At 73.3% G+C, this 12,042-nt stretch carries 9 protein-coding genes; 3 read left to right on the forward strand and 6 right to left on the reverse strand.

Features of this window, described 5'->3' with window-relative positions; all coding sequences use genetic code 11:
- Nucleotides 1–134 precede the first annotated feature (134 nt).
- The 4 genes from O7624_RS24150 to O7624_RS24165 all read right to left on the reverse strand — a co-directional run bounded on the left by O7624_RS24150 (nt 135) and on the right by O7624_RS24165 (nt 5,307).
- On the reverse strand, nt 135–980 hold the full coding sequence (locus O7624_RS24150) for a sugar phosphate nucleotidyltransferase (RefSeq protein ID WP_282240741.1): 846 nt from the start codon (nt 978–980) through the stop codon (nt 135–137).
- 38 nt (nt 981–1,018) lie between these two features.
- Entirely contained in the window at nt 1,019–1,561 is a 543-nt protein-coding gene (locus O7624_RS24155) for an NUDIX domain-containing protein (protein ID WP_093401210.1), read from the reverse strand.
- Between the two features lie 74 nt (nt 1,562–1,635).
- Entirely contained in the window at nt 1,636–3,423 is a 1,788-nt protein-coding gene (locus O7624_RS24160; RefSeq protein ID WP_282237374.1) for an HD domain-containing protein, read from the reverse strand.
- Nucleotides 3,424–3,552: 129 nt separating this feature from the next.
- Nucleotides 3,553–5,307: a DEDD exonuclease domain-containing protein gene (locus O7624_RS24165; protein ID WP_093401209.1), complete on the reverse strand. Its 1,755-nt coding sequence runs from the start codon at nt 5,305–5,307 to the stop codon at nt 3,553–3,555.
- A gap of 128 nt (nt 5,308–5,435) precedes the next feature.
- Between O7624_RS24165 and O7624_RS24170 the strand changes: the two genes are divergently transcribed.
- The 3 genes from O7624_RS24170 to O7624_RS24180 all read left to right on the forward strand — a co-directional run bounded on the left by O7624_RS24170 (nt 5,436) and on the right by O7624_RS24180 (nt 9,454).
- Entirely contained in the window at nt 5,436–6,869 is a 1,434-nt protein-coding gene (locus tag O7624_RS24170; RefSeq protein WP_282237375.1) for an NYN domain-containing protein, read from the forward strand.
- 180 nt (nt 6,870–7,049) lie between these two features.
- Nucleotides 7,050–8,309: a M48 family metallopeptidase gene (locus tag O7624_RS24175; RefSeq protein WP_282237376.1), complete on the forward strand. Its 1,260-nt coding sequence runs from the start codon at nt 7,050–7,052 to the stop codon at nt 8,307–8,309.
- Nucleotides 8,306–9,454: a glycosyltransferase family 4 protein gene (locus O7624_RS24180; RefSeq protein ID WP_282237377.1), complete on the forward strand. Its 1,149-nt coding sequence runs from the start codon at nt 8,306–8,308 to the stop codon at nt 9,452–9,454. The genes O7624_RS24175 and O7624_RS24180 overlap by 4 nt, the downstream gene beginning before the upstream one ends.
- Before the next feature lie 21 nt (nt 9,455–9,475).
- Here the strand turns inward: O7624_RS24180 and O7624_RS24185 are convergent, their stop codons facing one another.
- Both O7624_RS24185 and O7624_RS24190 read right to left on the reverse strand, forming a co-directional pair.
- The gene (locus O7624_RS24185; protein ID WP_282240742.1) at nt 9,476–11,131 is read right to left on the reverse strand and encodes a bifunctional diguanylate cyclase/phosphodiesterase; all 1,656 of its coding nucleotides are present in this window, start codon (nt 11,129–11,131) and stop codon (nt 9,476–9,478) included.
- Between the two features lie 79 nt (nt 11,132–11,210).
- Nucleotides 11,211–12,020: an SAM-dependent methyltransferase gene (locus O7624_RS24190; RefSeq protein ID WP_093401205.1), complete on the reverse strand. Its 810-nt coding sequence runs from the start codon at nt 12,018–12,020 to the stop codon at nt 11,211–11,213.
- Nucleotides 12,021–12,042: the final 22 nt, after the last annotated feature.

Genomic DNA, 12,042 nt, shown 5'->3' on the forward strand with positions numbered 1-12,042 from the left:
TGTGGGGGTGTGGTGGCGGGCGACCTTCTGCTTACCCTGGGTGACGTCTGATTCGGGCTGGTGCACGGCGGGGGGAGCGATGCCGGTGGCCGGTGGCGCCGGTGGGGGTTACGGCATCGGATCGGAGCGCCGGATCAGGCCGCCCGGACGGTCAGGTCGGCACCGACGCGAATCACGTCGTGCAGGTCCTCGTCGGCGCCGACGAGGGCGTTCGGCCAGATCACGCTGCGGCTGACCGCACCCCGGACGGTGGCACCCGCCCCCACTACGGAGCGATGGCAGGGGCCGGTGACCGTGGCGGCCGGGTCGATCAGGCCGCCGTCACCAGCGGCGTGCAGGTTCGCGGCGAGGTAGTCGGTCGGGGTGCCGGTGTCGATGAAGGTGCCCTGGTAACCGACCACGGTCAGCCGGCCGGCCGCCTCGGCCGGGCGCCACACCGCGCGTACCAGGTCCCCGAAGGTGGCGGGCAGGTCGCGGACCAGCCGCCACGGCAACAGCGAGAAACCGGTGAAGACGTGCCCGTCGAAGGTGCCCGGTGCGCCCGGGTCGGCGGCCGGCTGGCCGAGCAGGCGTACCGACTCGCCGTCCCAACCGTCGAGCAGCGTGGCGATGTCGGGGCCGGGCGGTGCCGCCGGATCGGCCAGGTAGGCGTCGGCGTTGCCGACCAGCACGCCCCGGCCGTCGATCCAGTCCCGCAGCCGTCCCACCCCGCCCGCGGTGCCGAGCGGACTGCCCGGCTCCACCGAGAGGTACGCCCGGGCACCCACCCGCTGCACCACCTGTTCGCCCAGGTAGCAGGCGTTGACCGCGACCGCCGCCGGGCCGCTCAGGCCGAGACCGGTGAGCCGGGCGAGCGCCCGGTCAAGCAGGGGCACGTTGCCCACCGGGCAGAGCGCCTTGGGTAGCCGTTCGGTGAGCGGGCGCAGCCGGGTGCCCTCGCCGGCGGCGAGCACCACCGCGCAGATGCCGTCGGCGGGCAGGGTGGGCCGACGGTCGCTCTCGGCACCCCCGGGCCGGGTCATGGCGTCGTGTCGGGCAGCGGCGGTGGGAACTGCCCGGCCAGCGGACCGATGTCGTAGTACGCCAGCAGGCGGGCGGTCGGCCAGGTCAGCTTCGGCAGATCGTCCAGCGGATGCCAGGCGGCCTCGAAGACCTCGGCCCCGTCCACGGTCAACTCGGTGCTGGACGCGGGCACCTCGGCGGTGAACACCACATCCACCCAGCCCTTGGCGTGCACGATGGCGTTGGGCACCGCCGGGGTGAGTCGGGTGGGGGAGAGGCGGACACCGCTCTCCTCGTACAGCTCCCGGGCGGCGCCGACGGCCGGGTGCTCGGCGCGTTGCAGCAACCCCGCCGGCAGGGTCCACCCGCGGCCCGGTGGTTGCCGCAGCAGCAGCAGCCGTCCGGCACCCTCGGCCTCACTGTCCCGGAGCAGGGTGACCGCGCCGACGATGTATTTGGGTACGGCCATCCGGACCAGCCGACGTCGGACCGGCAGCGGCAGCCGGTAGAAGACCTGGTACGCGACGGCGCGCCCGGTGCGGCGGGTACGGGGGATCATGGCTCCAGGCTAGTGGCCGTGAGGCGTGCTCGCGCCACGAGGACCACGCCGAGTACCGCGTACGGCCTGGGCGGTCACTGACGGTGGTCGACCAGATCGATTAGTTGGCGTACCACGGCGTCCGGCTCGATGACCCGGTCGAAGACCGCGACCAGCAGGGTTTCCAGATCCGGGTAGCCGAGTTCCTCCGACAGCCGCAGCAGCGGCAGATCACTGGCCAGCCCGCGGTTGTGCTGACGCAGGGCCAGCCCGATGGTGGCACGGCCCAGGCGTACCTTGTCGCTGATCGAGATGCCCGGCTCGCTGTGCTCGGCGAACCACCTGTTGATCTGCATCTGTGCGTGCGGCGACTTGACGAACCCCAGCCACTCGCGACGCGGCCCCCGGGGAGCCACCTCGGCGTCGAGGCTGCTCTCCTCGTCGGTCTCGGTGAAGATCTCCACCACGTCACCCTCCTCAAGCTCGGAGGAAAGCGGGACCAGCCGACCGTTGACCCGCGCCGCCAGGCACCGTTCCCCCCGGTCCGTGCCCAGCTCGTACGCCAGGTCGACCGGGGTGGCACCGGCGGGCAGCACGATCTGCCGCCCCTCGGCGACCACCTGGATCTGCGCCTCGGACAGGTCGCAACGAAGCGAGTGGAGGAACTGGGCCGGGTCGGCCGCATCCTGCTCCCAGTCCAGCACCCGGCGCAGCCAGTCGAGCTGCCCCGGGCGGGCCGTCGTCCCGCCGGAGCGGGGGAAACGGAAGTCGGCGGCCACCCCGTACTCGGCCGCCCGGTGCATCTCCGTGGTGCGGATCAGCACCTCGACCGTGCGGTTCTTCGGCCCGCAGACGCTGGTGTGCAGGGATCGGTAGAGGTTGTTCTTCGGCGAGGCGATGAAGTCCTTGAACCGGCCCGGCACCGGCCGCCAGACGCCGTGCACGGCGCCGAGTGCGGCGTAACAGTCGGTCGCCGGGCCGTCCACCACGATGGTGATCCGGGGCAGGTCGAACGGGGCGGCGTGGTCGCCGGCCACGGTGTCCTTCCAGATCGAGTAGAGGTGCCGGGGTCGCGGAGCCACCTCGGCGTCGACCCGGCTGCGCCGCAGCGCCACCCTGGCCTGCGCGACCACCTCGGCGAGGTAGTTGTCCCAGCCGGGCCGGTCATGCACGTGCCGCGCGATGCGGGCGTGCTCGTCCGGTTCGAGGTGCAGCAGCACCACGTCGTCCAGTTCCCGCTTGAGGGTCTGGATACCCAGCCGGTCGCAGAGCGGTACCAGCACCTCCTGGGTCTTGCGGGCGATCCGCTCGCGGGAGGCGGCCGAGCGTACGCCGAGGGTGCGCATGTTGTGCAGTCGGTCGGCGAGTTTGATGATCAGCACCCGGACGTCCTTGCCGGCCGCGACGATCATCTTGCGGATGGTCTCCGCCTCGGCGGCCTGCCCGTAGAACGCCTTGTCGAACTTGGTCACCCCGTCGACCAGGTGGGCGACCTCGTGGCCGAAGTCCTCAGCGAGGGCCTGCAACGTGTAGCGGGTGTCCTCCACCGTGTCGTGCAGCAGGGCTGCGACCAGGGTGGTGGTGTCCATACCCAGCTCCGCGCAGATCTGGGCGACCGCCAGCGGATGGGTGATGAACGGTTCCCCGCTCTTGCGGAACTGGCCGCGGTGCATGTTGTCCGCGATGGTGTAGGCGCGGCGCAGCACCGCCGGGTCGGCACCGGCGTGAATGGCGCGGTGGGTGCGTACCAGCTGGCCGACCGGTTCGGTCTCGGCGCTCGGCCAGGTCAGCAGCGAACGGAGTCGTCTGGTCAGGGGCAGCTCGCCGGGCTGTGTCGGGAGCGCACCGCCCAGGGCGCCGCCGTGTCCGGCGTTGACGTCCACCTGGGACACCCCCTCACGCCTGCTGCACCACCACCGGAATCCGGCAAGCGGGAGCAGACCCTCGAAACGGGCAGGACTGCACTTCCTTAACAGAGTAAGTGAGTCGACGTAGTCCGATCGGACAGTTGCTCATGAGCGTTCGGACCAGAGTTGCCGGGACGCCGCGTTCTCGGCCTTGGTCAACAGGTCCCGGAACCGTGCCGCCCCGGCCACCGGGGAGGACCAACCGGCTGACATCTCGACCAGCCGGGTCTCCGGTCGCTCCAACCAGGACAGGATCCGCTCGGACTCCTCCGGACTGGCGGCCGGTACCGGACCGTGCCCGGGTGGCACCGTCTCGGCGGTGGCTCGGATGGTGGCCAATGTCGGTCGAGGGTGGACGCCGGGCGGGGACACCCCGGCCCCGGCGAGCCGCCCGTGCCGGATCAGCGCCAGCTCCCAGCCGCCGCCGGCCGCCGGGTGGGCGGCAGCCACCTCGGCGAGCCCACTCAACGCGGCGAGGCGCTGCATGCGTACGGCGGCCCGCAGCACCGCGGCGAGGCGGGAGCGCAGCACGGCCGCGTCCTCGTAGCGCTGGCCGGCCGAGAGTGCCTCGATCCGGGCGAGCAGGGCGTCCACCACCGGCTGCGGGTCGCCGGTGGTGGCGGTGGCGAACGGCGTGACCGCCTGGGCGTCGTACTCCTCGGGAGAGATCCGATGCTCGCAGGGTGCCGGGCAGCGGCCCAGCTCGGCCAGCGCGCAGGCCGGCGTGACGGTGCGCAGCGACAGCCGGTGGGTGCACTGCCGCAGCGGGACCGCGTCGTGGAAGCCGGCGGCGGCCAGCTCGGCGGCGCGTCGCGAGGTGAACGGGCCGAGGTAGGCGCGGTCGCCCGGGGAGATCTCCCGAACCACCGACAACCGGGGGTACGGCCCGTCGGTCAGCTTCAGCCAGACCACCCGCTCCGGGTACTTCGACCGGCGGTTGTACGGTGGCGCGTGCGCCGCGATCAGCCGCAGCTCCCGCACCTCGGCCTCCAGCGAGTGTGCGCACTCCACCGCCTCGACCCGTTCGGCGGCGGCCAGCATCTCCGAGATCCGGGCGCGTTTCTCCGCGGCGGTGAAGTAGCTGCGCACCCGGGTGGCGATGTCCCGGGAGGTGCCGACGTAGAGCGGTCGGTCGTCGGCGGCGCGGAAGATGTAGACCCCGGGGGAGCGGGGCAGGCCGTCGGCCAGGTGCCGCTTGCGCCGCTGGGTCGGGGTGACCGCGCGGGCGAACTCGATGGCGTCGCCGATGGTGTCGACCCGGTGCCCGCCGAGGCGTCCGATGAGCCCGTGCAGCACGTCGACGGTGGCCCGGGCGTCGTCCAGGGCTCGGTGGGTCGGCTGCGTGGCGGCGCGGAAGTACGCGGCGAGGGTGCCGAGCTTGCGGTTGGGCACCTCGTCACGCAGCAGCACCCGCCGGGCCAGCGCCGCGGTGTCCAGCACCCGCGGGTTCGGCCAGCGGTAGCCGTGCTTCGCGCAGGCCGCCTTCAGGAAGCCGACGTCGTAGGGCGCGTTGTGGGCGACCAGCACGGCATCCGAGACGAACTCCAGGAAGCTCGGCAGCACCTGCTCGATCGGTGGTGCCGGCAGCAGCATCGCCTGGGTGATGCCGGTCAGCACGGTGATGAAGGGCGGAATCGGCACCCCGGGGTTGACCAGGGTGGCCAGCACCCCCAGCTCCTCACCGCCGCGCACCTTGACCGCGCCGATCTCGGTGATGCCGCCACCGTCGGGAGCTCCGCCGGTGGTCTCCAGGTCGACCACCACGAATGTCGTCGCGTACAGCGGCAGCGCCGGGTCGACACCGCCGACGGTCGGATCGAGCCCGGCCAGCGCCGGTTGCAGGAACTCCTGTGCTGCCATCCGCGGCACCGTAACGGTCCGGTCCGACACTCGCGCCCCATCCGTCCCACCGGCAACTCCCGGGTCTAGGATGAGAGATCGGCTCACTCACCGGGCGGTGGGCCCGGTCGCGGTGGGAGACTTGCCACATGCCCCTCACCGAGCCGCACGACGACAACCTCCCGCAGGAGGAGCAGGTCGTCGCGGTTCCTGCGAACGGTGAGGACGCCACCGACGCCCCGGCGGTGACGGATTCCGGGTCGGTGGAGCCGGGGCAGCCGGAGCCGGAGCCGAGCCTGCCCGAGCCGGTGCGACAGCGAATCATCTCGCTCACCGCCGCGGTGCTGCCCGGTCTGCCCGCCGACGAGGTGCCCGTGCCGCTGCGCCGGGTCGCCAAGTTCGCCCCGAACCGACGCGCCCGGCTCGGTGCGCCGATGATCGCCGCTCAACTCGCCGCCGATCCACTGTTCCGGCAGCGGGTCACCGCCCGGGTCCTGACCGATGCCGGTGACCTGGGTACGGCAGTGGTGGAGGGCACCGCCCCCGCCGCCGCCGACCCGGTCGAGGTGGCCGCCCTGGCCTACCTGGCCCGCCCGCGCGGCTGGCGGGAGCTGATCGACGCCAGTGGGGCGGCGGTCCGCGCCGAGGCGGACACCGCGGTGGTGGCCGAACTGGTTCGGCAGGCCGAGCAGCGGGCCACCCGGGCCGAGCATGACCGGGCGGTGGCCCGGGTGGAGGCGGACAAGCTCCGCGACGAGTTGGCCCGGGTGCGCGAGGAGTTGGGCCAGCTGCGTGAGGAGGCCCGGCAGTTGGCCCGTACGCTCCGGGAGAGCCAGGCCCGCGAGCGCCGGGCGAACGAGCTGCTGGCCACCGAGCGGGGCCGGGCCACGCGGGCCGCCGCCGACGCGGACGCCGAACTGCGTCGCGCCCGAGCCCGGCTGGCCGAGGCGGAGGCGGCGGCCGGAGCGGCCCGCAGCAGCGCCAAGGAGGCCCGCTCGGTCGACGACGCACGACTGTGGCTGCTGCTGGAGACGATCGGTCAGGCCGCCCTCGGGCTGCGTCGGGAGCTGGCCCTGGACCCGGTCGACCGGCTGCCCGCCGACTTCGTGGCCGACTCCTTCGCTGATTCTCCGGGCGCCACCGCTGCCGCGGCCCGAGCCCAGGACACCGACGACCCGGCCCGGCTGGATCAACTGCTGGCCCTGCCCCGGGCGCACCTCGTGGTCGACGGCTACAACGTGACCAAGCGTGGCTTCGGCGAGATGTCGCTGGAACAGCAGCGCAAGCGGCTGGTAACCGGCCTCGGCGGGATCGCCGCGCAGACCGGTGACGAGGTCACCGTGGTCTTCGACGGCGCCGAACGAGTGCACGGCCTGCCACCTGCCCCGCGCGGCGTACGGGTGCTGTTCTCCCGCAAGGGTGAGACCGCCGACGAGTTGATCCGCCGACTGGTCCGTGCCGAACCGCCCGGCCGCCCCGTGGTGGTGGTGTCCTCCGATCGTGAGGTCGCCGACGGGGTACGCCGGCACGGGGCGTACCCGCTGGGGGCGGACTCGCTGGTGCGTCGGCTGTCGCGGTCCTGAGCCCGGCTGCGCCGGTCCTGGGCCGGCCGTGCGGGTGGGTCGACGGGCGCGGGGCGGGCACCCGCCGGGACATAGGATGGGCGCCCATGGCGACAGGAGCGGCGGTATGAGGCGCACGGGGGGCGACGGGTCGGTTCGCGTTCGCTGCGGCGGGTCGCCGGTGCCGGACGGGGCGTCGCGGTGAGCCCGCGGGGGTGGGCAGTGCTGACCCTGGCCGGGCTGGGCGTCGCGCTGGTCGTGGCGGCACTGGTGCTGGTCCCGTGGCAGCGCCCACCGGCTCCCCGGGCAGACCAGCTCGCCGCCCTGCGTGACCTGCCGACCGGGCAGGTGGAGCACGCCCGGCAGTTCCGATCCGCGTTGCGTCCCGGCGGATGGGCGGCCCTCGGCGTCGGCCTGCTGGTGGCACTCGCGCTCGGGTTGACCCCGCTGGGCAGTCGCCTGGTCGAGTTGGCCGGGCGCCCCTTCGGCGGGCACTGGATCGCGCAGGCGATCCTCGGCGGTCTGGCCGTGGTGCTGGTCGCCGACCTGGTGACGCTGCCGTTCGCGGCCTGGCGACACAGCGTGCTCACCCGCTACGGGCTGGCCACCAACGGCTGGGGCGGCTGGGCGGTGGACCTGCTCAAGTCGTACGCGGTAAGTGCCGTCATCGGCGCGGTGGCCCTGCTCGGCTTCTACACAGTCATCCGACTCGCCCCGCGCTGGTGGTGGGCGTTCGGCGCGGCCGGCGCCGCCACCCTGGTGGTGCTGCTCTCCTTCGTGCTGCCGGTGCTGGTCGAGCCGGTCTTCAACAGGTTCAGCCCGATGGAACCCTCGCCGTTGCGCAGCCAGCTCATGGAGTTGGCCGAACGCGACGGAGTGCCGGTGCGCGACGTGCTGGTCGCCGACGCCTCCCGGCGCACCCGGGCGGTCAACGCGTACGTCTCCGGCTTGGGGCCGACCCGCCGGGTGGTGGTGTACGACAACCTGCTGCGCGAGGCGACGCCGGCCGAGGTGACCGCGGTGGTGGCGCACGAACTCGGCCACGCCCGGGACCGGGACGTATCGGTGGGCACCCTCACCGGCGCGCTCGGCGCCGCCGCCGCGGTGGTGGCGCTCTACCTGATCGGATCCTGGCCCCCACTGCTGCGCCTGGCCGGTGTCGACTCGGTGGCTCAACCCCGCGCGTTTCCGCTGCTGCTCGCCCTGGTGACGGTGGCCGGGCTGGTCTTCACCCCGGTGCAGTCGCTGATGTCGCGGCGGGTCGAGGCCCGCGCCGACGCGCACGCGCTGGCGTTGACCGGCGACCCGGTGGCATTCGAGTCGATGCAGCGGCGGCTGTCCGCGGTCAACCTCTCCGACCCCGACCCGCCCCGCTGGGAGTACCTCTACTCGGCGTCTCATCCGTCCACCGTGGAGCGGATCGCCGCTGCCCGCGCGTACGCCCGAAAGGTTGGCCGGTGAGCGAGCGTCAGCGAGCGAATCATCAACGCACGTTGCTGGTGACGAACGACTTTCCGCCCCGGCCGGGCGGTATCCAGTCGTTCGTGCACAACCTCGCGGTGCGTCAGCCGGCCGGTTCGGTGGTGGTGTACGCGTCACGCTGGGCCGGCGCGGAGAAGTTCGACGCCGACCAACCGTTCGAGGTGGTGCGGGAGCGCACCAAGGTGCTGCTGCCCACCCCGCTGGTGGCCCGCCGGGCCGCCCAGCTGGCCCGGTCGTACGAATGCGACACGGTCTGGTTCGGCGCGGCGGCTCCGCTCGGCCTGCTCGCCGCCGGGCTGCGCCGGCGGGCCGGGATCCGGCGGGTCGTCGCCCTGACCCACGGCCACGAGGTCGGCTGGGCGGCGCTGCCACTGGCCCGGACGGCGCTGCGACGCATCGGTCGGGACACCGACGTGGTCACCTACCTGGGGGAGTACACCCGCACCCGGCTGGCTCGGGCGCTGGACGGCCTGACCGAGCTGCGGCGGCTCGCGCCCGGCGTGGACACCGACGTCTACCATCCGTCGGTCGACGGCGGCGCGGTGCGGCACCGGCTCGGCCTGGCCGACCGGCCGGTGGTGGTCTGCGTGTCCCGGCTGGTGCCCCGCAAGGGCCAGGACATGCTGATCCGGGCGATGCCGCTGATCCGCCGCCGGGTGCCCGACGCCGCGCTGCTGGTGGTCGGCGGCGGGCCGTACCGGACCACGCTGGCCCGGCTGGCCCGTCAGTCGGGGGTGGAGCGGGAGGTGGTCTTCACCGGCTCGGTGCCCTCGGCCGAGCTGCCCGCCCACTACGCGGCCGGGGACGTTTACGCCATGCCGTGCCGCACCCGCAACCGGGGACTGGACGTCGAAGGTCTCGGCATCGTCTACCTGGAGGCGTCGGCGACCGGTCTGCCGGTGGTGGCCGGCAACTCCGGCGGTGCCCCGGACGCGGTACGCGAGGGCGAGACGGGCTACGTGGTGGACGGTCGGGATCTCGCCGAACTCGCCGACCGGGTGGCCACCCTGCTGGCCGACCGGGACCTGGCCCGGCAGTTCGGCGCCGCCGGCCGGGCCTGGGTGGAGCGGGAGTGGCGTTGGGAGACGCAGGCGCTACGCCTGTCCACGCTGCTCGCCGGCTGAGACCGGCCACCGGAGGCGGGCTCAGCGGATGCGGGCGAGAATGTGATCGGGGGAGGCGGGGCGGCCGAAGTGCCAGCCCTGACCGGCGTCGCAGCCGATCGCCCGCAACCGTTCGGCCTGTCCGCCCGTCTCCACCCCTTCCGCGGTGACCGTCAGGTCCAGCGCGTGCGCCAGCGACACCAGCGAGGCGAGGATCCGCTCGTCGGCGAGGGCCTCGGGAGTGCGTAGGCCGCGAACGAACTCACCGGCCACCTTCAACTCGGTCACCGGCAGATCCCGCAGGTAGGCCAGGTTGCTGTAGCCGGTACCGAAGTCGTCGATGGCGATCCGGATGCCCAGGTCGGCGAGGGCACGAAGGGCGCGTACCGGCTCCTCGGAGGTGGTCATCATCGTGCTTTCGGTGATCTCCAGCTGGAGCCGGTTCGGCGGCAGGCCGGTACGCCGCAGCAGGGACCGCACCTCCTGCACCAGACCGGGGCGGCGGACCTGACGGACCGCCAGGTTGACGCTGACGTACGGCGGCTGGCCCGAGGTGGACGTCCAACCGACCGCCTCACGGCATGCCTCGGCGAGCACCCACCCACCGAGCTGCACGATCAACCCGGTCTCTTCGGCCAGACCGATGAACTTGTCCGGCCGCAGCACCCCGAGCCGTGGGTGACGCCACCGGACCAGCGCCTCCACCCCCAGCAGCGAGCCGTCGTGCAACGAGGTCAACGGTTGGTAGTCGAGGAAGAACTCACCCCGTTCCAGGCCCGCCGGGATGGCCGCGCTCAGCTCCTGACGGGCCTGTTCCCGCCCGTCGCGCTCCGCGTCGTACAGCGCCCACCCCGCGCCGCCAGCCGACTTGGCCCAGTGCAGGGTGCTACCGGCGGCACGCATCAGGTCGTCCGGAGAGGTGCCCGCGACCCGGCGCTCCACGATGCCCACGCTCGCCGTGACCGTCACGTCATGCCCGTCGACCACCACCGGCTCGGAGAGCGCGGCCAGCGCCGCCTCGGCGACGGCGACCACGTCACCGGTGCCGGTGGAGCGTTCGACGAGGACGACGAAGGCGTCCCCGCCGAGCCTCGCGACCAGGTGCGGCTCGACCGCCCGCCGCAGGCGCTGCGCCGCCGCCACCAGGGCCCGGTCGCCGATCTGGTGCCCGAACGAGTCGTTGACCCGCTTGAACCGGTCCAGGTCGAGAAAGCAGAGCCCGACCCGGCGGCCGCTGCCGGCCGATCCGTCGACGGCGGCGGCGAGGCGTTCGGCGAAGAGCGTGCGATTCGGCAGGTCGGTCAATGGGTCGTGGGTGGCCTGGTGCCGGAAGCGGGCCTCGCTGGCCCGCAGGGCCTGCTCCGCCTCGACGCGGGCGGTCATCGCGGCCCGGCGGATGGACTCCTGCTCGTCCAGGGTCCGGTCACGCAGCGCCCGGGCGTATCCGGTGGCGACCGCGCCCAGCAGCCGGGCCATCCGGTCCTCGATGTCGTCGGAGACCAGGTCGAGGTCGCGGACCAGCCGAAGCTGGATCACCTCCACGGTCCGGCCGAGCGCCTCGGCGGAGACGATGTGCGCGGCTACCAACTCGTCGGCGACCTTGTGCCCCACCCGCAGGTCGAGCGGCTCCGCCCGCAGCGCCTCGGCCAGCAGGTCGGTGAGCCGTTGCAGCAGCAGCTCCAGTTGGGCGTGGGTCATCGGCAGATAGCTGGTGCCCGCTACCGCCTTCGCCCAGGCGCGGGCGAACACGCCGGCGCAGGGCTGGCCGTCCGGCGGCTCACCCACCGAGGCGCCCGACCCCGCCGAGAAACACCGCCCGTTCGGCGTCCTCGGCGCTCTCCGGGGTTTCCGGACGCCACTGCGGCACCCACACCACGCCGGGCTCGACCAGCTCGAAGCCGTCGAAGAACCCGGTCAGCTCGGCCCGGCTGCGTACCCACAGCGGGCTGTCGGTGCGCCGGTAGACCTCCTCGGCCTCGGCCCGCTCGGCTTCGTCCCGGCCGTCGTCGCTGGCCTGGGACAGGACCAGGTAGCTGCCGGGAGCCAGTGCCGCCCGCAGGGTCCGCAGCACCTCGGCCGGCCGGTCGTCGTCGGAGACGAAGTGCAGCACCGCCACCACCAGCACGGCCATCGGCTGGGAGAAATCGAGCATCGCGCGGACGTCGGGGTGGGCCAGGATCCGGTCGGGCTGGCGCAGATCCTCCTGGATGACCGCCGTGCGGTCGTTGCCGGCCAGGATCTCCCGACTGTGCGCCACGGCGACCGGGTCGACATCGACGTAGACCACCCGCGAGTCGGGGGCGTGCAGCTGCGCGATCTCGTGCACGTTGCCCACCGTGGGGATGCCGGAGCCGATGTCCAGGAACTGCCGGATGCCGGCGTCGGTGAGGAACTGCACGGCCCGGCGCAGGAAAGCACGGTTGGCCTGGGCCATCAGCGGCGCCTGCGGCACCGCCGCCACCATCGCGCGGGCGGTCGCCCGGTCCACGGCGAAATTGTGTGAGCCGCCGAGGTAGTAGTCGTACATGCGGGCGACGCTGGGACGTTCGACATCGATAGTCTCGGGTGCCCAGTCCGGCCGCTGCAATGCCCTCACCCCTTCGCACGCC

The sequence above is a fragment of the Verrucosispora sp. WMMD1129 genome (assembly GCF_029581255.1).
In the GTDB taxonomy this organism is placed as follows: domain Bacteria; phylum Actinomycetota; class Actinomycetes; order Mycobacteriales; family Micromonosporaceae; genus Micromonospora; species Micromonospora sediminimaris.